The following is a 21189-nucleotide window of genomic DNA, read 5'->3' on the forward strand; positions in this document are numbered from 1 at the left end:
GCGCGTGGTATGCGATAAGGATGTTAGCGAAATCACACCTCATCAAACCACTGGTGGTGGCTGGGGCTGTCGCTACTGCGATCGCCGCAGCACCGGTTGTCACAGCCGATGCCGTCGCGGCGGCCGGCCCGGCAGCGACCACCACAGCAATCACTTTCCTCGCCACCGAACAGCCCGGCGGCAGCGGCTGCGACAGCAACGGCAACTGCGGATCCGGAGGGGTCAACGGTGGCCCCGGCGGCGGACCGGGCGGCCAAGGCTGCATCCCCGGCGTCGGTTGCGGCTCCGGAGGCCAGTTCTCCGGACCCGGTGGCGTGCCGGGCGGCCAAGGCTGCATCCCCGGCGTCGGTTGCGGCTCCGGAGGCCAGTTCTCCGGACCCGGTGGCGTGCCGGGCGGCCAAGGCTGCATCCCCGGCGTCGGTTGCGGCTCCGGAGGCCAGTTCTCCGGACCCGGTGGCGTGCCGGGCGGCCAGGGCTGCATCCCCGGCGTCGGTTGCGGCTCCGGCCACGGATAACTAGCCGCGCGAACCGTCAGCGTCCCGGCAGTCTGGTGATCCAGGCCCGGGACTCTGCCGGGTCTATCACGTCATCCAGTTCGAATGTGGTGGCCGACCGTAGCGCTTTGCCGTGTTGGTAGGCGGCCTGAACAAGACGATCGAAGAGTTCTTGGCGCTCGATGTCGTCGGCGGCCGCCGCGAGTTCTTTACTAAAGCCAAGGCGGACCGCCCCTTCCAAGCCCATGCCGCCGATCTCCCCGGTGGGCCAGGCGATGGTGAATTCGGGGGCATGAAAGGAGCCGCCGGCCATCGCCATGGCTCCCAGCCCATATCCCTTGCGCAAGATGATCATTCCGAGCGGCACCGTCAACCGTGCGCCGGCCAGAAACATCCGACCGAACCGGCGGACCGAGGCTTGCGTTTCCGCGTCTGGCCCAACCATGAACCCGGGCGTGTCACACAGTGAGATCACCGGCAACCGAAACGATTCGCAGAGCATGAGGAAGTCGGTCGCCTTATCCGATGCTTCGGCATCGATGGCACCACCGAGGTGGTGACTGCTATTGGCGATCAACCCGTAGGCAACACCCTCGATCCGAACGAGTGCGGTGACGATGCCCACCCCATAGTCGGCGCGCAACTCCAATACCGAACCGACGTCCACAATGGACTCGATCGCACGGTGAACATCGTAGGCGCGCAACCGATTCTCCGGCACCACCTGGCGGGCCAACCGCGGATCCGGCGCCTGCCAACCCTCGACCTTGCCCTGGAAGTAGCCGAGATACCGTTTGGCAAGCGACACCGCATGGGCTTCGTCGCGGGCGACCAGACTTACCACGCCGTTTCGTCGTTGAACGTCGATCGGGCCGATCGCCTCCGGGGGGTACACCCCGAGCCCACCGCCCTCGATCATTGCGGGACCACCCATCACGATGTTGGCGTCCGGGGTCGCAATGATCACGTCGCATACTCCGGCGAGTGCGGCATTGCCGGCGAAGCAGCGGCCGGAAACGATCGACACCAACGGCACCCGCCCGCTGAGTCCGGCCAGCATGCGGAAGGTCGGCACATCGAGTCCGGAAATGTTGCCGAGGTCGGTGTCCCCCGGCCGGCCACCACCGCCCTCGGCAAACAGCACGACCGGAATCCGTTTTCGAGCGGCCAGTCCGAAGACACGATCGGTCTTGGCGTGGTTGCGCATGCCTTGGGTTCCGGCCAGCACGGTGTAGTCATAGGACACCACCACCGCCTCGGCGGCGTTGTTTCCGAAGCGATCCGCCCCGATGGTTGCCAGCCCGGCCACCAGGCCGTCGGCCGGAGTGCTCACGATCAGGTCTTCCTCGGAGCGCCGGCTGCGTTGCGCCGCGATCGCCAGTGCACCGTATTCGACGAAGCTTCCGGCATCCACCAGGTCGGCGATGTTCTCCCGCGCCGTGCGTCGGCCTTGCTTGTGCCGCTTGCCGACGGCGAGTTCCCTGCCCTCGTCCAGAGTCAGCCGGTGGCGCGCGCGGACCTCCTCGAGATCGGCCCGCGAGCGATCCAGATCGACTGCCGCCAAGGATGATTCGACGTCTTCTCCAGCATCGGTGCGGCTGAAGACTACTAGCGGGTCGCCCGTCGCAACGACCTGACCGGGCGTCACCAGTATCCGGACCGTGTGAAGCCGATCCGGCGCCGCCAGCACATGCTGCATTTTCATCGCTTCCAGAACCACCAGTTGGTCACCGGCGCCGATATCGACGCCCTCGGGCGGAACCTCGACGACGGTGCCCGCCATTTGGGCGCGCATCGCCTGTTCACCGGGGTACAACTCGAGGGCCACCACACGGACCTCGCGCTGCTGTGACTGCGCCTCCTCTACCAGCGCCGGGAGTATCTCGTCGAGGAAGGTCGTCGGCACCACTCCGGACACAAGACGGTCATCCGAGAGCACTTCTCGCAACAGACCGGCGTTGGTCGCGATGCCCTCAATGCTGAAATCGGACAACACGGTCCGGGCCTTGCGCAACGCTGCCGGAAACGAAGAACCGTGTACGTGGGTGATCACCTTGGCCAGCAGCGAGTCGTAGAGCGGGCTGGGGACCAGGCCTGGCCGGCCATAGGTATCGACCCGCACGCCCCGACCGCTTGGCGGCGAGAACACGTTCAGGGTGCCGGTAGCGGGCGAGACCGAGCCGTCAGCGGCGAGGGTCTCCATGTTGATCCGGGTCTGGATGGCGATCCCGCGGCGCACGGCGGGCTCGCCGATGACTTCACTGCCGTCAGAGGCGATACCGGCGGGTAGTCCGAGCTGATGACCCAGTTCGTAGTAGGAGGCGCCGCCGGCGATCGCCAACTGTGCGGCCACCAGGTCCACCCCGGTGACCTCTTCGGTGATGGTGTGTTCCACCTGAATTCGCGGATTGATCTCGAGAAAAACGAACTTGTCCCCCGCAACCAAGAATTCGACCGTGGCGACCCCGCGCGGGCCTACCCTGGCGCACAACCGCGCGGCGGCCTGATGCAGCTGACGCCGCAGCAGGTCCGAAAGTTGCTGGGCTGGCGCTATTTCAACCAGCTTCTGGTAGCGCCGCTGGATACTGCAGTCCCGGTCCCCAAGAGCCAGGGCACGTGTTTGGTGCCCGACGGGGGCGGCGACCACCTGGACCTCGATGTGGCGCGCGTTGTGCAGCAACGCCTCAGCGAACAGCGCGGGACTGCCGAATCCGAGTTGCGCTTCGGCCGCGCACTGCCGGTATGCGTTGTCGATCTGGTCACCGCACTCGACCTTGCGCATTCCGCGGCCTCCACCGCCGGCCAGCGCCTTGATCATGATGCCGCCATCCTGGTCAGCGAAGAAGGCACGGACGTCCTCGCCGCTGCTCGGCCCTTCGGTCGCGGCCAATACCGGCACTCCGGCGGCAGTCGCGACGCCACGGGCAGAGGCCTTGTTGCCCACCAGGTCCAGTACGTCGGCGTCCGGCCCGACAAACGTGTATCCCGCGGCCGTGCAGGCCCATACAAATTCGGAGTTCTCGCTGAGAAATCCGTAGCCGGGATGGATCAGGCGGGCCCCGGCCTTCGCGGCCGCCGCGAGGATCGCCGCTCGGTCCAGGTAGGCGGATGCGCCCTTGCCAGGCAAACCGATCGCCTCATCGGCAGCGTGCACGTGTGGGGTCTCGGCGTCGTCTTCGGCATACACCGCCACCGTCGCGATTCCCAATTCATTTGCCGTGCGGATGATTCGCAGCGCAATCTCACCGCGGTTCGCGATTAGCAGAGTCATGAGTCCCGTCGGTTTTTCAGGTCAGTGGGGATCAAACGACAACCTGCTTGGGCATGACGGTGGGTTTGAATCCATAGCGTGGCCCGGCAAAGCCCCCGCCCTTGCCTGCCACTGCCATTCCCGGTCCACCCGGCATCGCCGCTATTGGCCCGGCTTCCTCGGGTACGGCCCAGCCGCTGCCGTCCAGCGCCGTGGTGCCAGAGGTCAGCGCGGGCGCGGCGCTGGACCAACCGAACGGAACCGACAACTTGCCCACCCCAGCGGCCTGCCCCAGACCCGCCTCAACGCCGGTCCCACCGAGGCTCAACGGCGCCACCGCATGCCTTAGGCCCGCCGCGGGCGCGAGGGCTGGGGCAAGATCGGCAGCCACGGGCGCGCCCGCGGTCTCCATGGCGTTGAGGGTGTGGCCGAGGAAGACCGAATTGGGGATGGCCGCCATGACGAACCATGCCGCGGTGTTGACCGCACCGTTGATGGCGTTCTGCAGGAAGGGTGTCCCCAGCACGCTGCTGATGTCCTGAACCAGGGTGCTCAGCCCGGTCGCATCGACCAGTGATGCCGCCGGGGATGCCAGACCCATGACCGCCCCTGGCACGTTGGTGATCAGATTGCCCAGGCCCACCTGGTCGACGGTGGTGGCCGCGGCGGCCTGGCTCACGGCGGCCGCCTGGCTCGCCAGCCCGGCCGGGTTGGCGATCTGCGCGGGCGTGGTCAAAGGATTCAGCGTGCCGGCGGCCGCCGAGGACGCCGCGTACCCGTACATCGCCAACGCGTCCTGCGCCCACATCTCGCCGTACTGGGCCTCGGTGGCCGCGATGGCGGGCGTGTTCTGGCCCAGGATGTTCGTCGATACCAGCATCGCCAACTGCGCCCGGTTGGCCGCCACTGCGGCCGGGGGAACCGTCGCGGCAAACGCCGCCTCAAACGCGGCCGCCGATGCCGTGGCTTGCGCACCTGCGTGTGCCGCGGATTCCGCCGTATAGGTCAGCCAGGCCAGGTACGGCTGAACCGCGACCGCCATCGACGTGGATGCCGGCCCCATCCATTGTTCGGTGGTCAGCTGGGTGACCACCGATTCGAAGGAGGCGGCCGTGGTACCCAACTCGACGGCCAGCCGGTTCCACGCCACCGCCGCGGCCATCATTGGTGTCGCACCCGCGCCCGCGTACATGCGTGTGGAGTTGATCTCAGGTGGTAAAGCTCCGAAATCCATTTTTCCTATCCCCTGATTATCCGAAATTCGGCGTTCTTGGTTGCTGGCAGTGGTCTAGTTATTCGTTTGCTAGACGGCCGCCGGTTTTGGCATGACGATGGGTTTGACGCCGTAGCGTGGGGCGCCGAATCCCGCGCTATTGCGAGTAGCCGCGGCCAGTCCCGGCATTCCGGGAATGACGGTTCCCGGCGCTGCTTGTGGCGCCGGAACCGTCCAGCCCGCGCCCCGCAGGGCGCCGGCACTCGTACTGGAGACCAAGGTCGCCTGCCCGGCCCAACTGGGCGACGCGGATGCCGCGGACATGGCCGACACCCCGCCCACACCGGCCACGATCGGGGCCTCGCCGAGTGAGGCGGCCCCGGCCGCCGCAGCGGCGGATTCCGCGCTGCCGGCGGCTTGCGCGACATCGCCTTCGGCAGCCTGAACCGCGGCCGGAAGCAAGCCGCCACCAGCCAGCGCGAGCAAGTCCTACGAAGCCGAGGCCCAGTTCCCCGCCCCGATATTCACGATGTTCGCGATGTCTGATGCGGGCGTCGATGCGCCGAGCGCGTCGATGATCCCCGACAACGGAGAGGCGGCCGCCGACGAATTGGCCGTCTCTGCGGCCGCATAGGTGCCAGCGCTGACCCCGAGCGTTCTGACGAACATGTCGTAGAGGGTCGCCGCCTCGGCGCTGACCTGCTAATACAGGGTTCCGTAGGCGGTGAACAGTGACGCCTGCAGCGCCGACACCTCGTCTGCTGCCGCGGGAATGACTCCGGTCGTGGTCGGAGCCACGGCGGCCACGTTCTCCGCATCCATCGTCGCACCGATGGTCTCCAGCTTGCCCGCCGCTGCGGCCAGCTCTTCGGGCTGTGTAGTCAGAAAAGACATCTATTGCTCCTTCCTTGTGAAACATTCCGGCTCAGTGCCGCGACCGAATTTCCTGTACATTTGCTAAATACTTTCTGATTATTTTCTGATTGGCTCCTGTGCACTGAGATAAGGCTAGTGATATGCACCCCCGAACTTCCGGCCCAAAGACGCAGGCGAGGAATCCATTTACGGTTTCTTAACGCCGACGCCGACAGCGCTAACACTGTCCATTCGAGCGTGTCACCTTGGCACGGCCGACCGCACCGAATTGAGCCTTGTGGCGAAAAAATTTCTGCGGGCCGTGCGCGCGCGTCAGTCACCGCAAGGCCGCGCCCCACTGGATCTGCTCGCGAAGCTTGGCCTTGAGCAGCTTGCCTCCGGCGTTGCGCGGCAACGGATTGGTCACCACGGTCACGTATTGCGGAACTTTGAAGTCCGCGAGCTGGGCCCGACAGTGTTGCAGCACCGCGGCCACATCGATCGGGTCGGCGCCCCCGAACAGCACCGCTCCGACCTTCTCCCCCATCACCTCGTCGGGCACGGCCAACACACACGCGTCGGCGATGCTGGGCGCGGAAAACAACACGGATTCGACCTCGACACTCGAGACGTTCTCCCCACCCCGGTTGATGATGTCTTTGAGTCGATCGATGACGTGCACCCGACCCGCATCGTCGACGCGGACCACGTCGCCGGTATGCAACCAGCCGTCCACGATCGTCGCCGACGTGGCCTCCGGCCGATTCCAGTAGCCCGCCGTCACATTGGCGCTACGCACCACCAGCTCGCCTACCAGCCCACCTGGACCGGTCCCGCCGTCGCGCAACGGAATTACCCCCAGGTCCACCGAAGGAACCGCATATCCGACCGAATCGGCGTGCTCGACGGCCTCCGGGTCGGGCAGCACGGTCATCAGCGAGGCGGACTCCGTCATGCCGTATCCATTCAACACCGTGGCCCGCGGAAACGCTTCCTTCACCCGCCGCACCAGCGACGGCGCTGTCGGCGCACCCCCGTAGCAGACCTGGCGGACTCCCGAAACATCGGCAGCGCCAAAATCCTTGTGCCGCAGCAGTAAAGAATACACCGCCGGGACGGTCACCAGGAGCGAGATCCGCTCTGCGAGAAGCGTTACGAGCGCCTGGTCAAGGTCGAGTGCAGGCAGGATCACCGCGACGCCGCCAAGCCGGGCGGCCGTCAACAGCTGTGAGTTGCAGCCTGTCACATGAAACAACGGCACCGTGATCAGGGTGCGCAGTTGCTCACCGAGATCCGTTGCCAATCCGAGACATCTGAGCCCGTTCTCGGTGTTGGCCAGGAACGCCTCGTGAGTTGTTGGCACGCCCTTGGGGTGTCCGGTGGTGCCCGACGTGTAGAACAGCGCTGCGACATCACGCGGGCCGAGTTGCTCGGTGAGATACGGATCGCCATCGGGCAGCGCGTCCTGTGGTGCCAGGTCGATGCGTGCCCCGCAGTCGTTTAGCACGAATTCGACCTCGGGGCGGGCCGAGCGTGTGTTGACCGCAACCGCGATCCCCCCGGCCATCAGTACCCCCCAAAATGCCAGCACCCAATTGATGCCCGCCGGGTATCGCACGGCCACCCGGTCACCTGGTTTCAGGCCGTCGGCCCGCAGCCCTCCGGCCACTCGCGATGCGCGGCACCACAACTGGCGGTAGGTCAACCGGTCGCCACCGACTTCGATCACCGCCATGGCGTCGGGACGGCTGTCGAACTGCTCGGCGAGCATTTCCAGCAGGGTGGCCGGCAGTTCGTCGTAGCGCGCGACACCGTTGCGATCGACGCAAACCCCTAGCCGCGGGAACGGGTTGTGGTCGCGGGAGATTTCGATGACCGAACTCATATCCCAATCCTTTTGCTACTACATCAGCGCTCACCGGTGTCGTTGTTGCCCCATATCAACAAACGGTAGGAGCGGCCGGCTGCGTAGTCCAGGTTCAGGTCAGACGAGGACTTTCTTCGGCATCACCCTCGGTTTGACTCCGTACCGCGGGCCTGGCCGCGCACCAGCACCGTTGGTGCCGGCGACCATCCCCGCCGGGCTCGGCACGTCCTCGTCGGGAACCGCCCAGCCCGTGCCGTCGGAGGCGGCGCCGCCGGTCGCAGCCGGTGCCGCGGTAGTCCAGCCCACCGGCACCGACAGCGCACCGACCGAGGATGCATCGCCAACGCCCGCGGAGGTGACCGTTTGGGCCAGTGCGGATCCCGCCGCGGCCGCCGGGGCGACCCCGCCCGCGGAGGTTGCGGTATTGGCGCTGGTCTGCAGGGTCAGCAGATTGGCAGCGATCATGGTGGCATAGTCCGCGGTCGCGCCCAGGCCGTGAAACGCGGACTCTACGAACCGCGGAATATCCAGAAAGATGATGTCCTCTATGAAAGCGCCGAGTGACGTCACATGCGGTGAGGATGTCACGGGAGCCGACAGGCTCATGACGGCATCGGAGACCGTGCTGATCAGGTTCTCGAAACCCGCCTGCTGCACCGAAACAGAGGCGGCAGCGTGGCTGACCGCGGCCGCCTGGCTGGCGATCCCGCCCGGATTGGTGGTCTCCGACGGCCGGGTCAGTGGATTCAGTCTTACGGCACCCGCGCAAGAGGCCGCATAGCTGTACATGGCCGACGCGTCTTGGGCCCACATCTCGCCGTAACGTGCCTCGGTAGCCGCGATAGCCGGCACATTTTGCCCAAAGATGTTGGTCGCCATCAGTGCCGCCAGCCGCGCTCGGTTCGCCGCAACCTCGGCCGGGGGCACTGTCATGGCGAATGCGGTTTCGAAGGCAGCCACCGACGCCGCGGCCTGCGCCGCAGCAAGTGCTGAGGATTCAGCGGTGTAGCTCAACTAGGGCGTGTCTGCTTAATGTGAATGGTGTTTTGGCTGATGCTGTTTGGGTGATGCGGACGCATGCGATTTCTGATGATTTGTGGTCGCTGATCGTGGCGGTGTTGCCTGCGGGGCGGCGGCGTGGCCGGCCGTGGAACGATCATCGACGTACTCTGGAGGGCATTATCTGGCGTTACCGTACGGGATCTCCGTGGCGTGACCTGCCCGAGCACTTCGGTCCCTGGCAATCGGTGGCCGAGAGGCATCTACGCTGGTCGGTCGATGGCATCTACGCGCGGATCTTCGCGGCGATCGCCTCTGACCTCGACGCCGAGGACGCCGACCTGGGCGCACTGTTGTCGGTCGATTCGACCAGTGTGCGCGCCCACCAACACGCAGCCGGAGCGCGCCCGGGCGCCGCACAGGGGGATCTGTCGAATTACAAGAAATATCTCGATGAGCCCGATGACCACGCCATTGGGCGTTCCCGCGGCGGGCTGACTACCAAGATCCACGCCTTGACCGACCAGCTGTGCAGTCCGGTCACCCTGGCACTGTCGGCCGGTCAAGCCGGTGATAATCCGATGCTTTGGCCACTGCTGGCCGCCCGGCGCAGCAACTCATACGCCCCGTTTCACCTGCTGGCGGACAAGGCGTACTCCCATGACTCGACGCGGGCACAGCTGCGCCGGCTCAAGATCGCCCATACCATCCCCGAGCGCAGCGACCAGATCACCCGCCGCAAAGCCAAAGGCCGCAACAGAGGACGGCCTCCGGGGTTCTCAGGCCGAATCTACAAGCACCGCAACACCGTCGAGCGAAGCTTCAACCGGCTCAAACACTGGCGCGCGGTCGCCACCTGCTACGACAAATACGCCCTGACCTACCTCGGCGGTGCCACCCTGGCCGCCATCATCACCTACCACCGCGTCCGCAATTAGCAGACAGGACCTAGGCCAGCAACGGCTGTGCCGCGGCGGCCATCGACAGCGACGCGGTGCCCAACCACTGATCGGAACTGAGCCGGGTGATGACCGACTCGATGGCGGACGCGGCGGTGCTCAGCTCGACAGCAATGTCGTTCCATGCCGCCGCGGCCCCCAGCAGCGGAGCCGCTCCCGCGCCGAAGTACATTCGCGCGGAGTTTATCTCCGGAGGTAGAGCTCCAAAATCCACTTGGGATTCCATTTCTCGTTCTAGCCGGGGATATTGGCGTTCTGTGCTCCAGGTGTGGCATCCATTATCCAACAGCCTGCCCGCCAATGCGGGCTCAAGCGCGCCGATTGCAGCTTCTTATCGCAACGCACTCGAAGTTTGCCTGCACCCGAGTTCCTTGCCGGACACAATTGCCGTCTCGGCGTAGCTGTCGCCGATTGTGCGAGCAGGAAGTCCGCGCAGCGCTCTCCGATCATGATCGAGGGGGCATTGGTGTTGGCGCGGGGAATGCGAGGCAGCGCCGAGGCGTCTGCGACACGGAGGCCCTCGACACCGCGGACACGGAGCACCTGCCCGACAACGGATGCGACCGACACGCACATCACGGCAGCACGGGACTCACTCCATCAATTGCGCCGCGACCGTCGCGCCGAGGTTCCAACACGCGTCGACATCTGCCTTGGTCGGCTTACCCATCACCACGACGGTCTGGGCGGCCTTTACCCACCCGAGCCCGGCGGTGATGCCGTCGATGGCACGTAGGGCTCCCTCGGTGCCCTCATTGCCGTGCATCCAGGCCCCGAAGGGCCGACCTCGCGTCGAGTCGAGCAGTTGGTAGTAGGACTGGTCAAACGCGTGCTTGAGCGCGCCCGAGATGTAGCCAAGGTTCGCCGGGCTGCCCAGCAAGTACCCGTGCGCCTCGAGCATCTCTACCGGTGAGACGGTCAGCGCGGGCCGCCGGACGACCTCCACACCCTCGATCTCAGGGTCAGTCGCCCCGGCCACCACCGCCTCGAACATCTCCTGGCAGTGCGGCGACGGGGTGTGGTGCACGATCAACAATCGCTTGCTCACTGCCGCGCCTGCAGTTCGACAGCGGTTTTCATGACTTCGCGGGCACGGCGGCGGTCCCCCGCGTAATCGTAGGCACGGGCCAGCCGGTACCAGCGCCGCCAATTTTGCGGGTCCTCTTCCAACTCGGCGCGCATCGTGTCGAACAACGCGTCAGCCGCATCGCGCTCGATCCGGCCCGACGCGCGCCGCGGCAGCCCGTCGGCGTCGAGTTCCAGTCCCTCTTCGGCGATGAGGCGGGCCAGCTTCTGATGCGTGAATCCAGCTCGCAGCGTCGCGACCATCGCCCATAACCCGATCAGCGGCATGATCAGCAGCGCCAACCCCAGCCCCACCGCGGCCGCGCGACCCGAGCCGATCATCGCGAACGCAAGCCGGCCGAGCATGACGAAATACGCCAGCAGGGCTACGCACATGAAGGCGATCAGCACCTGAACACGCACGGTGCGCACAGTGTCACTCATGGTCACTCACTGCAGGTTGAGCAGCGGCTCAATACCTATGGTCAGGCCGGGACGCTCCCGGACCCGACGCACCGCCAGCAGCACACCGGGCACAAACGATGTCCGGTCCAGGCTGTCGTGGCGGATTGTGAGCGTCTCCCCCTGCGTACCGAACAACACCTCCTGGTGAGCGACGAGTCCGGCCAAGCGCACCGCGTGCACCGGGATCCCGTCGACGTCGGCGCCACGAGCTCCCGGCAGGCTGGTGCTGGTGGCATCGGGGTTGGGCGCCAGGCCTTCCCGCGCCTCGGCGATCAGCTTTGCGGTACGGGTGGCCGTGCCCGATGGTGCGTCCGCCTTTTGTGGATGATGCAGTTCGATGATCTCAGCGGAGTCGAAGAACGGCGCAGCCTGCTTGGCGAAATGCATGGATAACACCGCCCCGATAGCAAAATTCGGCGCGATCAACACTGCCGTGCTGGGCTTTTTGGCCAGCCATGATTGCACCTGCGCGATCCGCTCGGCGGTGAAACCTGTGGTTCCGACCACGGCGTGAATTCCATTGTCGATCAGGAACTCCAGGTTGCCCATCACCACGTCGGGGTGGGTGAAGTCGATGACGGCCTCAGTGTTTGTCTCGGTCAAGGTACTCAGTGGATCACCGGCGTCCACCTCGGCGGACAGGGTCAAGTCCGCAGCGGACTCGACCGCCGAAACCATCGTCGCACCGACTTTTCCCTTGGCTCCCAATACGCCTACTCGCATGGCCTTCACCCTAGACCCGGCACCGTTATCCACAGTCCGGCGTTCATCCACAGCGGCCGTTGACCGCCGCACCCGTGTTGCCACGCACACATAGAATTCGAACATGAATTCGATAGCCACCTTGTTGGACGCGCTGGATGCGGCGGTGGCGGCGATCGGTGAAGCCGACCTTGGCCACCTCGAGCCCGCCGCTCGGCTGCGCGCGCTGCAGCGGCTGGAGAACGCGCGACGACGCCAAGCGGTGGTCAGCCACGACGTAATCGCGGGCCTGGCCGCCGAAGATCCGGCCGACATCGGCGGCCCGGTCTACAAGGTGGTCGCCGACTGGCTGCGCATCAGCTGCGCCGAAGCCCGTCGCCGGGTTCACGATGCCCAACAACTATCACCGCGCATCACGCTGACCGGCCAATCACTGCCGGCGGAACTGCCCGCCACGGCACAGGTGTGGCGCCGGGGCCTGCTGGATGGCCAGCACGTAAAGGTAATAGCGGCCTTCGTGCGCGATCTCCCCCGGGACACACCGGCCGACACGGTCAGACAAGCAGAACAATTTCTGGCCCGGCAAGCGGTGCAGCTGCGGCCCGACCAACTCGAAAAGGTCGCCAACCGCGCCGCGGTGCTGATCAATCCCGACGGAAAGTTCTCCGACGCCGACCGGGCCCGCCAGCGTGGCTTTACCTGGTGCGCTCAACGCCCCGACGGCATGAGCATCGGCAAGCTCATCGCCACCCCGCAACTGCGTGCCCATCTCGATGCGTGGCTGGCCCGGTTCGCCGCACCCGGCATGTGCAACCCCGATGACGAAACACCCTGCGTCAAAGGCGAACCCACCGACGAGGGCACCGCCAAAGATCTGCGCAGCCCCGCCCAGCGCCGCCACGACGCCCTCAACGCCCTGCTCGACGGCCGGCTGGGCGATCCAAAACTCGATGCTCACAACGGAATGCCGGTGACGGTCATCGTGTCGACCACGCTGCGGGAACTAACTTCGGGCACGGGCCGCGCGGTGACCGGCGGTGGGACGTTTGTGCCCATGCGCGACGTGATCCGGATGGCCAGCCGCGCATATCACTACTTGGCGGTTTTCGACGAACATTCAAATCGCTCCCTGTATCTCGGACGATCTCGCCGACTGGCCTCGGCCGATCAGCGGCTGGTCCTCTACGCGCAGGACCGCGGCTGCACCCACCCGGGCTGCGACGTGCCCGGCTAATGGTGCGAAGTGCACCACACCGACGAGTGGGCGGCCGGCGGCCCAACCGACGTCGACAAACTCACCTTTGCCTGCAAACCCGATCACAAGCTGGCCGGAAATGGCTGGCGAACAACGAAATTCCCCAACGGACGGACCGCATGGATCCCGCCCCCACAGCTCGACCGCGGCGCACGCACCAATGACTACCATCACCCCGAACGCCTCTTCGACGACGAGGGGCCCTGACCGGGGCTAGTTCTTGAACCGCCCGGCAAACCCGCGCAATGGAAGCTCAGCGCTGGTGATCAAGCCGGGCCGTGCCGCCACCACCGACTTGATCGAGTTGAGGGCGGGCATCCCGGTAACCGTCATGCCGATGGAGGCGAAGTTGTCCGGGTTGGACAGGTCCACACCGGCTTTCGGGAAGATCATGTGCTTGTTGCAGATGCACGGGTCGCCCTTGATCTGGGTGATGTAACAGCCCTTGATGTTCCAGCTCGGGTCGGTGTGCGGCGTCATCTGCCACTCCAGGTGTGTCTCCACTCGCGGCACCCCGCCGACCATGCCCTGATACTTGAGATAGTTACCGCCGAGTGAGCCCTTGGGCAGCGTGTACCAGCCCAGGTCGACGTCCTTGGTGCAGGCCCCGAGTTCGTAACTGAACTTGACCTCGTCGAGCGGCAAGTCGAAACAGTCCGCCATCATCAGCACGCTGTCGGCGAAGACCCGCGTGTACTTCTCCAGCTTGGCCGGAATGTCCGGGTCATCAACCGGTTGACCGTAACCGACCTCGATCCAGGTCTCCTTGGAGTGGTGGCATGACACGTCGACGGACTCGATCGTGGTGACGTTCTCGATCTCGGCCACATCAGCTGAGCACACCACACCCAGGATCTGGTTCAGGCCGGGGTTCATGCCGGTGCCGTAGAACGTGGCGCCGCCCTTTTCACACGCCTCGGCCAACAGCCGCGTCACCGGCTTGCCCGATGGATGTGGATGGTTGTGATCGCGGTGCCACCCGGTGATCCAGTCGGCGGTGGTGACGATATTGATGCCCGCCTCGAGCACTTTGACATAGAGGTCTTCGTCGGGGAACACACCGTGAAACGTGAGCACATCCGGCTTGGCCGCGACGATGTCGGAGACGCTGCCCGTGGCCGTTACGCCGATCGGGCCGATACCGGCCAGTTCCCCGGCATCTGCGCCGACCTTGTCTGGCGAATAGCAGTGCAGCCCGATCAGCTCCAGGTCGGGCCGGGTTTGCAGCCGTTTGATCATCTCGCGACCGACGTTGCCGGTGGCGACCTGAAAGACCCGAATCGGTTGGGGCCGTGCACTCATTCGGTTCAGCCTTTCTGCAACGCTGCATACACCTCGGCGGCGCTGCCGCCGACGCCGTCGGGATAGAACTGCTTGGCCCATCGGCGAATTGCGGTGAATCCGGCGAGTTCATCAGTGGTTAGCGCTGGCGGGTCGCAGTAACGCTGATGAGCCCAGATCTGGATGTCCTGCTCGAACTGACGGATCACTTCCCGGCCGAATTCGGCAGCTTTGAGTTCGGCTCGGGCCGGATCCTTACCAGGGGTACGGCCGATGTAGACCATGAACCGGACATCGGAAGTGGATTCGTCGACCGGCGTGATCGCCGAAATGGTGCGATTGTCGACCATGCCCCAGCTCTTGGTGACCGCCACTCCCAGGCCGCCGTTGATCGCCTCCACGCCGCTGTTGATGTCCTCGATCCGCTGGCCGTCATCGCCTTCGAAGGTGATGGTGAAGTCGACGAAAGACACTGGGCCGTCGAAGTCGTGGCGGGTGAACACCGGCACTATCGGAGTGTTGTGCACGTACTTGAAGTGCGCGAAATCCACCCCGTTCTCGAGCACGTATTGCGGATGCAGTTCCAATGTTTGCCGGTAGAGGCGCTGCTGCGGATAGTAGTCGGCGGCGCTGCTGCCATCGTTGAAGCCGGCGAACACATCCGGGGCGTCGAAGAACGGCGCACGGCCTTCGACATCGTGCCAAAGGTAGACCGACGCATTGCGCTCTACCACGGGATAGGTACGAATGCGGCGCCCTCGATTTGGCCGGTCCTGATACGGAATGCACACGTTGCGACCCAGCTGATTCCACTGCCACCCATGGAACGGACACTGCAGCACCTCGCCGACGACCTTGCCGCCGTAGCCGAGGTGGGCGCCAAGATGTTCGCAATAGGCGTTCATCACGATGAGCTGGCCCGACTCGGCCCGCCAGGCGATCAATTCCTGGTCGAAGTACTTCATGGTGCGTACGTCACCCACGCCGATCTCGTCGGACCAGGCGACCTGGAACCATCCGGTCGGCTTCATCGACAGCGGCGGCTTGGCCATCTGAGCAGTCCTCCTTGGCGGCTTCGTACGAATGATAGGCCGCCCCGCCAAAACATCACAGCACCTTCTATGAAAATGTGAATTTGCCCCTACTGCCATCGCGACAGCCGATACCATCGGCACATGACTCGGGCCGGAGTCGCAGGCAGACGCCCCAACCGGCGCGGCAACGCCACCCGCGAGAGCATGCTCGAAGCGGCGCTGACGTCACTTGCTTCCGGGGATCCGGGCTCGGTTTCGGCCAACCGCATCGCCAAGGAGATCGGAGCCACCTGGGGTGCGGTGCAATACCAGTTTGGCGACGTCGACGGTTTCTGGGCCGCCGTACTGCACCGCACCGCCGAGCGGCGTGCGGGGTCGATGTTGGCATTGTCGAAGCCGCTGCAGTCCGGCCGGCCCCTGCAGGAGCGAGTTGCCGCCGTCATCGAGACCCTGTTTCACGGCCTGGCATCGGCCGATTCACGCACAATAGAGAACCTGCGCGCCGCGCTGCCCCGAGACCCAGGCGAACTCGAGCGCCTCTATCCCCGCACCGCGGCCGAGCTGTTCTCCTGGGGTAGAAGCTGGCTCGACACGTGCCAGAACGCCTTCGCCGATCTCGATGTCGACCCCAACCGGGTGCGTGAGGTCGCCGCCCTCATTCCCGGCGCGATGCGGGGGCTGGTGTCAGAGCGACAACTGGGTTCCTACGCCGACCTCGAGCTGGCACGACGCGCGCTCACCAATGCGCTGGCGGGTTACCTGAAGAATTCTCGGACACCCTGAGTCGCTCAGGCGTCGATGACGACCCGAGCGCTGTGCCCCCGCGAAACGCAGACCAGCATTTCGTCGTCACCCTGCGCCGCCCGGCCACGGTGATCAACCTGTCCGGCAAGCACTTTGACCTTGCACGTGCCGCAGAATCCCTGTTGGCAGGAGTACGCGGTCGTCGGATCGCGGTCGAGCATGACGTCCAGCGCTGTCCGATTCGCCGGGATGCTCAGCACCTCGCCGGTGCGCGCGAGCTCCAGCTCGAACGGCACCCCGTCCACGACCGGCGGCGGGCTGAATCGTTCGTAGTGCAAAGGTGCACAAGGATATTCAGCACGCGCCGCGCGTACCGCCTCCAGCATTGGGGGTGGCCCGCACACGTAGACGGCCGTCTTCGGTCCGGCCCCGGCCACCAGATCTTCCACTTGGGCAAAGCGGCCGTGTTCGTCGTCGGCCCACACCGACACCCGCTCCGGTGCGACAGCCACGAGCTCATCGAGTAGGGGCATGTACTCGCGGCTGCGACCGGCATACATCGCGCGCCAATTGACGCCGCGCTGCTGGGCCAGCGCGACCATCGGCAGAATCGGAGTCACCCCGATGCCGCCGATCACAAAGAGCATGTCGTGCTCGGCAGCACCGAGATAGAACGCGTTGCGCGGCCCCTCGAAGACCAGGATGTCTCCCGGTTGGTAAGCGGCGTGCATCTCGATGGAACCGCCGCCCCCGTCGGCGATGCGGCGCACCGCGACGCGGTAGTCGATGCGGCGCCCCGGTGGGCCGCACAGCGAATACTGGCGGCGCCGGCCAGAGGGCAGCTGCACGTCGATGTGCCCCCCGGGTGACCAGGACGGAAGCAATCCGCCGTCCGGGTCTGCCAGGGTCAGCGCGACCACGTCGGGCGCGACGAGTTCGCGCTCAACCACCCTGGCGCGATGTGTCCGGCCCACCGGCGTTACCCGCGACGGATTCCACCGCGAGAACCGGGCGAATCCACCGAACATGGTGCGCACACCCCACAATGCGGTGGCAAAGCGATCTCGGTGGCTGCGACCGTACAGATCGGCGGGCCTGCTGGTCCAGCTGCTCTCCGACACCGCCATATCCCCCAACTTTCTACCGCTGCCGGATGTCCAAGCGTGCGAACATCCGAATCATCGACGGGCTGATGCGCCGCATCGCGTAGCCCACCTTGGATTCCGCGGCCACCGGCAACACGGCCGGCCCGGACCTGATGGCCTTCACGATCGCCTTTGCGGTCGCTTCCGGGGTGAAATTACGACGCCGATAGGCCGCGTCCGCCTTCTGCCGGGCGCGCTCTTGTTGCTCGGTCGACATCCCGGCGTAGACAGTGCTCTTGGCGATGTTGGTGTTGACGAAGCCCGGGCACACCGCTGTGACGCTGATGCCTTCGTCGGCTAGGTCGGCGCGCAACGCTTCGCTGAACCCCAGCACGGCGGCCTTCGTGGTGCTGTAGGCGACCATCGATTTCGACGGGAGATACGCGGCGGCCGACGCGATGTTGATGATCGTTCCGCCCTGACCGCGCTCCACCATCTGGGCGCCGAATGCTCGGCTCCCGCTGATGACGCCACCGACATTGATCCCCAGGATCGCGTCCCAGTGCTGCGGGGTCGTCTCCAAAAACCTGCCCGCCATCCCGATTCCGGCGTTGTTCACCAGGATGTCGACGACACCATGTTCGTCAAGGACTTGCGCGGCAAGGTCGTTCATCACCGTTTCGTCGCTGACATCGACCCGGTACACGGCCGCCGCCGCGCCCGCGGCGCGCACCTGTGCTGCGCTCTCGTTGGCCGCGGCAAGGTCACGGTCGGCGATTATCACCATGCGGGCGCCCTGGCGCGCCAGCTCCACCGCGGTGGCCCGGCCGATGCCCGCACCCGCCCCGGTGACCAAAGCGAGCTGACCGCGCACCTCACCCGGACCCGCGCGCACCACGGTCGCCGCGGCGTCGCCCGTACCCGCAACGACCCGGTCCACCCAGTCGGCGGTCAGCCGTGCGACCACGTCCGGACGCGAGGTCACCACCCAGTGCCCGCCCTCGATCGGGACCACCCTGCCGCCGCCCGGAATCGCGCCGGTGAAACGTTGCAGAGCCGGTGTCACGAACATGTCTTTCCTGGGCACCAGCACCTGAACCGGCACGCTGGTCTGCGGGAGTGACGACCCATCGGTGACAAATCCGGCGGGCATGTTGGCCCGATAGAGGTTGAGCGCGTTCACATAGTCCCCGATCGAGCGCGGCGTCTGACCACGCTGACTGCGGGTGCTCGATTGACCGATACGCTCAAACACCCCAACGAGTTTCACCCCGATGCCGGAACGGAAGAAGAGTTCCGGCACTACCGGGCACAAGAAGAACCCGATGTATCCCGAACTGGCAAGCTGCCTGGCAACCTGGGCCACCGAGCGGGGGGGGGTGCGCCCCGAGCGCAGGAACGCACCCGCGTACTGCAGGTGCGGGCCCGAGATAGAGGTAAATGAGGCAACCTTTTCCATGACCGAGTCGGCGGTCACCGCAGCCCAGCCCTGAATCGAGCCCCAATCGTGTGCCAGCAGGTGCACCCGATCGACGCCCAGGCTGTCGATCACCGCGCCGGTGTCAGAAACCAGCTGTTCCAGCCGGTATCCGGAACGACTGGCAGGACAGGATGGTTCGCCGGAGCCGCGCACGTCATAGGCAACCACGTTGTAGCGATCGCCGAGCAGCTCGGCCACCGGATCCCACAGGTGGTGGTTATCGGGCCAGCCGTGAATGGCCAAAATGGTCGGGCGCTGCGGATCTAACGGCGTGTAGTGATACACGGCCAGGGTGGCGCCGTCGGATGCGGTGATTCCCGTTCGCGAAGCGGTGTTCATTGACCTCAGTGCGACGCCCGGGCGGCGGGAGAGACGGCCAGGTAGTCGACGGCCCGCTCGAGTCCACCCAACTGCGAGGGGTGAAAGCCCGGCTTGTAGTAGTCGCCTACCACCCGGATAAGTCGCCACGGGCCGGGCGTCAGACCGCGACGCGCGGACCTGACGTAGTCCCGCCACCGTGGTTTGGTGCCCGGCGCCAGCAGCGGATCCACCGTATACATGAACCGGACCCCGCGAATCCACAGCGACAGCATCACCGGCGTCACGGCCAGCTGCGCACGCACTTGCCGCCAATACCCCGCGCGCAGGTGCTTCATGGTGTCGAACGCCACCGCCTTGTGCTCGACCTCTTCTGCGCCGTGCCACCGGAGCATGTCCAGCATCACCGGGTCGGTGCCGACCACGTCGAGTTGCGGCGAGTTCAGAATCCACTCCCCCAATACGGCGGTGTAGTGCTCGATTGCCGCGATGAAGGAGACCTGCTCCAGCAGCCAGCGGTGCCGTTGTCGCGGATTGCGTCCCGGCTTCTCCGCCAGCAGCTTCCCGAACAGCCACCTGATCTGGTCGGTATAAGGCGTCACGTCCACGCCCTGGGCCTCGAAGTGGGCCAGCACACCGGAGTGTGCCTGGGAGTGCATCGCCTCCTGGCCGATGAACCCCTGCACATCCAGCCGCAGCTGATCATCCTTGATCAATGGCAACGTCTTCTTGAACACCTCGACAAAGAATTCCTCGCCGGCGGGCAGCAGCAGGTGCAGCACGTTGAGCACATGGGTCGGCAGCGGCTCGTTGGGCACGTAATGAAACGGCAGGTTCGCCCAGTCGAACTCGACATCGCGAGCCTCCAGAACGAGACGCTCGTGGTCTGCCGCACCCGATTCTCCAGAGTGCGGCCCCACTGCGCGGTTATCGACGGTGAACATAAGGCCCCCTTGCCTTGGACGTTTACATTAACGCCTCAAATGTCGCCTCAATAGACAACTCGTGCTCGCAAGTATAGTGATGCAATCCCCCGATGGTGAAGAACTCAGTCGCCAGCCTCAGCACGTTGCTTCAGGCGCTGCAGCGTGGTCGCGATGTGCTCGGCGTTTGTTGCGGCCCGATCCTTGACCCCGGTCGCCAGGCCGGCCACCTTGCGGAACCACCCGGGCCGCCGGTCCCAGGTGCTCTCGGTGACCCGGCAACCGCCATCGGCACCGACGATGTCGTACTGCCACCGCGACACCGGAATGAAGATGGAGTGGACATCGAACGCGAAGATCCGGCCCGGTTCCGCGTCGGTCACCGTGCAGGTCGTCTTCCAGCGCCGGCCACCGTTTCGGTTGTGGCCGACGAACACGGCCCCCTTACCGACTCCATCGCCCTTCTGCAGTTCCATCGCCACCGCCTCCTCGGCCAGCGACGCCAGTGTCCTCAGGTCGCTGATCAGTCCGTACACCCGCTCGGGGGTGGCATCGATCTCGACAGTGGCCGCCACAGAAGGCTTGGTCATTGGGTGATCATAACCAGGGCGGACCGGCCTAAAGGGGCGCGGCCCCGCGTAGATGTTCGAAGATCAGCGACGTTTGGGTGCCCGCGACGTTGATGTCCGCGTTGAGGTTCTCCACCACAAATGAGCGCAGGTCATCGGTGTCCCGAGCGGCGACATTCAACAGAAAGTCTTCGGCACCGGCCAGGAAGTAGACATCCATCACCTGTCGCTTGCGGCGGATCTGCTGAATGAAGCTGCGGATCTTGCCACGGGCGTTGGCCTGCAGGCTGACCGAGATCATCGCCTGCAGCGGTTGGCCCACCGCCACGGGGTCGATATCGGTGTAAAACCCGCGGATCACGCCGAGATCGACCAGTCGGCGAACCCGGCCGTGGCATGTCGAAGGCGCGATCCCGACCGCCTGGGCCAGGGCATTGTTGGTGATCCTGGCATCGCCATGCAGCAGCAGCAGGATCTTGCGGTCCATGTCGTCAAGAGCAGCGGGCCGAACATCCTTCGGCGAGTCTCCCCCTCGGCCGCTAGATCCCGTTAGGTCATCAGACATGCATCCACATTACAGAATTATCATCAGTGTAATTGCATAACTTCCGAAGTTTTTTCACACTTATGG

General features: G+C 65.3%; 16 protein-coding genes and 5 pseudogenes. 4 read left to right on the forward strand and 17 right to left on the reverse strand.

Annotation, left to right across the window (positions count from 1 at the left end):
- Nucleotides 1-41: 41 nt before the first annotated feature.
- Nucleotides 42-362: pseudogene (locus G6N41_RS29650) on the forward strand (PE-PGRS family protein); the annotation flags it as partial.
- Nucleotides 363-531: 169 nt separating this feature from the next.
- Here G6N41_RS29650 and G6N41_RS23460 read toward each other — a convergent pair.
- The 5 genes and pseudogenes from G6N41_RS23460 to G6N41_RS23480 all read right to left on the reverse strand — a co-directional run bounded on the left by G6N41_RS23460 (nt 532) and on the right by G6N41_RS23480 (nt 8693).
- Nucleotides 532-3765: an acetyl-CoA carboxylase family protein gene (locus G6N41_RS23460; protein ID WP_198965805.1), complete on the reverse strand. Its 3234-nt coding sequence runs from the start codon at nt 3763-3765 to the stop codon at nt 532-534.
- Between the two features lie 31 nt (nt 3766-3796).
- A complete protein-coding gene (locus G6N41_RS23465; protein ID WP_198965806.1) occupies nt 3797-4978 on the reverse strand; it encodes a PPE family protein in 1182 nt (393 codons plus the stop codon).
- Nucleotides 4979-5047: 69 nt separating this feature from the next.
- Nucleotides 5048-5851, reverse strand: a pseudogene (locus G6N41_RS29840) (PPE family protein, SVP subgroup).
- A gap of 298 nt (nt 5852-6149) precedes the next feature.
- Nucleotides 6150-7697 (reverse strand): class I adenylate-forming enzyme family protein, encoded by a 1548-nt coding sequence (locus G6N41_RS23475; RefSeq protein WP_198965807.1) that lies wholly within the window; start codon nt 7695-7697, stop codon nt 6150-6152.
- Nucleotides 7698-7796: 99 nt separating this feature from the next.
- A complete protein-coding gene (locus tag G6N41_RS23480) occupies nt 7797-8693 on the reverse strand; it encodes a PPE family protein (RefSeq protein WP_259593265.1) in 897 nt (298 codons plus the stop codon).
- Between the two features lie 50 nt (nt 8694-8743).
- Between G6N41_RS23480 and G6N41_RS23485 the strand changes: the two genes are divergently transcribed.
- On the forward strand, nt 8744-9616 hold the full coding sequence (locus G6N41_RS23485; RefSeq protein WP_407663844.1) for an IS5 family transposase: 873 nt from the start codon (nt 8744-8746) through the stop codon (nt 9614-9616).
- 16 nt (nt 9617-9632) lie between these two features.
- Here the strand turns inward: G6N41_RS23485 and G6N41_RS23490 are convergent.
- The 5 genes and pseudogenes from G6N41_RS23490 to dapB all read right to left on the reverse strand — a co-directional run.
- A pseudogene (locus tag G6N41_RS23490) lies at nt 9633-9851 on the reverse strand (PPE domain-containing protein); the annotation flags it as partial.
- A gap of 200 nt (nt 9852-10051) precedes the next feature.
- Nucleotides 10052-10198, reverse strand: a pseudogene (locus G6N41_RS29185) (GMC oxidoreductase); the annotation flags it as partial.
- A 31-nt stretch (nt 10199-10229) separates the two neighbouring features.
- Entirely contained in the window at nt 10230-10631 is a 402-nt protein-coding gene (locus tag G6N41_RS23500; RefSeq protein WP_198967990.1) for a flavodoxin family protein, read from the reverse strand.
- 50 nt (nt 10632-10681) lie between these two features.
- Nucleotides 10682-11146, reverse strand: coding sequence for a hypothetical protein (locus G6N41_RS23505; protein ID WP_198965808.1), 465 nt, complete (start codon nt 11144-11146; stop codon nt 10682-10684).
- A gap of 6 nt (nt 11147-11152) precedes the next feature.
- A complete protein-coding gene (gene dapB, locus G6N41_RS23510) occupies nt 11153-11890 on the reverse strand; it encodes a 4-hydroxy-tetrahydrodipicolinate reductase (protein WP_020728356.1) in 738 nt (245 codons plus the stop codon).
- A 103-nt stretch (nt 11891-11993) separates the two neighbouring features.
- Between dapB and G6N41_RS23515 the strand changes: the two are divergent.
- A pseudogene (locus G6N41_RS23515) lies at nt 11994-13331 on the forward strand (HNH endonuclease signature motif containing protein).
- Between the two features lie 6 nt (nt 13332-13337).
- Here the strand turns inward: G6N41_RS23515 and G6N41_RS23520 are convergent.
- Nucleotides 13338-14426, reverse strand: a complete 1089-nt coding sequence (locus G6N41_RS23520; protein ID WP_198965809.1) for an NAD(P)H-dependent amine dehydrogenase family protein — start codon at nt 14424-14426, stop codon at nt 13338-13340.
- Nucleotides 14427-14431: 5 nt separating this feature from the next.
- A complete protein-coding gene (locus tag G6N41_RS23525; RefSeq protein ID WP_020728353.1) occupies nt 14432-15457 on the reverse strand; it encodes a Rieske 2Fe-2S domain-containing protein in 1026 nt (341 codons plus the stop codon).
- Nucleotides 15458-15580: 123 nt separating this feature from the next.
- Between G6N41_RS23525 and G6N41_RS23530 the strand changes: the two genes are divergently transcribed.
- Nucleotides 15581-16222 (forward strand): TetR/AcrR family transcriptional regulator, encoded by a 642-nt coding sequence (locus G6N41_RS23530; protein WP_198965810.1) that lies wholly within the window; start codon nt 15581-15583, stop codon nt 16220-16222.
- A 5-nt stretch (nt 16223-16227) separates the two neighbouring features.
- Here the strand turns inward: G6N41_RS23530 and G6N41_RS23535 are convergent, their stop codons facing one another.
- The 5 genes from G6N41_RS23535 to aldR form a co-directional block, all read right to left on the reverse strand.
- Nucleotides 16228-17310 (reverse strand): PDR/VanB family oxidoreductase, encoded by a 1083-nt coding sequence (locus G6N41_RS23535; protein WP_038579283.1) that lies wholly within the window; start codon nt 17308-17310, stop codon nt 16228-16230.
- A 13-nt stretch (nt 17311-17323) separates the two neighbouring features.
- Nucleotides 17324-19087, reverse strand: coding sequence for an SDR family oxidoreductase (locus tag G6N41_RS23540; protein WP_198965811.1), 1764 nt, complete (start codon nt 19085-19087; stop codon nt 17324-17326).
- Between the two features lie 5 nt (nt 19088-19092).
- Complete coding sequence (locus G6N41_RS23545) at nt 19093-20010, reverse strand: metal-dependent hydrolase (protein ID WP_198965812.1); 918 nt, start codon at nt 20008-20010, stop codon at nt 19093-19095.
- Nucleotides 20011-20114: 104 nt separating this feature from the next.
- Nucleotides 20115-20579, reverse strand: a complete 465-nt coding sequence (locus G6N41_RS23550; protein WP_198965813.1) for an SRPBCC family protein — start codon at nt 20577-20579, stop codon at nt 20115-20117.
- A gap of 28 nt (nt 20580-20607) precedes the next feature.
- Nucleotides 20608-21123 (reverse strand): HTH-type transcriptional regulator AldR, encoded by a 516-nt coding sequence (aldR, locus tag G6N41_RS23555; RefSeq protein WP_198965814.1) that lies wholly within the window; start codon nt 21121-21123, stop codon nt 20608-20610.
- Nucleotides 21124-21189: the final 66 nt, after the last annotated feature.

The organism is Mycobacterium shottsii (assembly GCF_010728525.1).
GTDB classification, from domain to species: Bacteria; Actinomycetota; Actinomycetes; order Mycobacteriales; family Mycobacteriaceae; genus Mycobacterium; species Mycobacterium marinum.

Bases quoted from the DNA above. Each gene is read 5' to 3' on its own strand.
- G6N41_RS23460 (WP_198965805.1), bottom strand. From the start codon at position 3,765: ATGACTCTGCTAATCGCGAACCGCGGTGAGATTGCGCTGCGAATCATC.
- G6N41_RS23465 (WP_198965806.1), bottom strand. From the start codon at position 4,978: ATGGATTTCGGAGCTTTACCACCTGAGATCAACTCCACACGCATGTAC.
- G6N41_RS23475 (WP_198965807.1), bottom strand. From the start codon at position 7,697: ATGAGTTCGGTCATCGAAATCTCCCGCGACCACAACCCGTTCCCGCGG.
- G6N41_RS23500 (WP_198967990.1), bottom strand. From the start codon at position 10,631: ATGTTCGAGGCGGTGGTGGCCGGGGCGACTGACCCTGAGATCGAGGGT.
- G6N41_RS23505 (WP_198965808.1), bottom strand. From the start codon at position 11,146: ATGAGTGACACTGTGCGCACCGTGCGTGTTCAGGTGCTGATCGCCTTC.
- dapB (WP_020728356.1), bottom strand. From the start codon at position 11,890: ATGCGAGTAGGCGTATTGGGAGCCAAGGGAAAAGTCGGTGCGACGATG.
- G6N41_RS23520 (WP_198965809.1), bottom strand. From the start codon at position 14,426: ATGAGTGCACGGCCCCAACCGATTCGGGTCTTTCAGGTCGCCACCGGC.
- G6N41_RS23525 (WP_020728353.1), bottom strand. From the start codon at position 15,457: ATGGCCAAGCCGCCGCTGTCGATGAAGCCGACCGGATGGTTCCAGGTC.
- G6N41_RS23530 (WP_198965810.1), top strand. From the start codon at position 15,581: ATGACTCGGGCCGGAGTCGCAGGCAGACGCCCCAACCGGCGCGGCAAC.
- G6N41_RS23535 (WP_038579283.1), bottom strand. From the start codon at position 17,310: ATGGCGGTGTCGGAGAGCAGCTGGACCAGCAGGCCCGCCGATCTGTAC.
- G6N41_RS23540 (WP_198965811.1), bottom strand. From the start codon at position 19,087: ATGAACACCGCTTCGCGAACGGGAATCACCGCATCCGACGGCGCCACC.
- G6N41_RS23545 (WP_198965812.1), bottom strand. From the start codon at position 20,010: ATGTTCACCGTCGATAACCGCGCAGTGGGGCCGCACTCTGGAGAATCG.
- G6N41_RS23550 (WP_198965813.1), bottom strand. From the start codon at position 20,579: ATGACCAAGCCTTCTGTGGCGGCCACTGTCGAGATCGATGCCACCCCC.
- aldR (WP_198965814.1), bottom strand. From the start codon at position 21,123: ATGTCTGATGACCTAACGGGATCTAGCGGCCGAGGGGGAGACTCGCCG.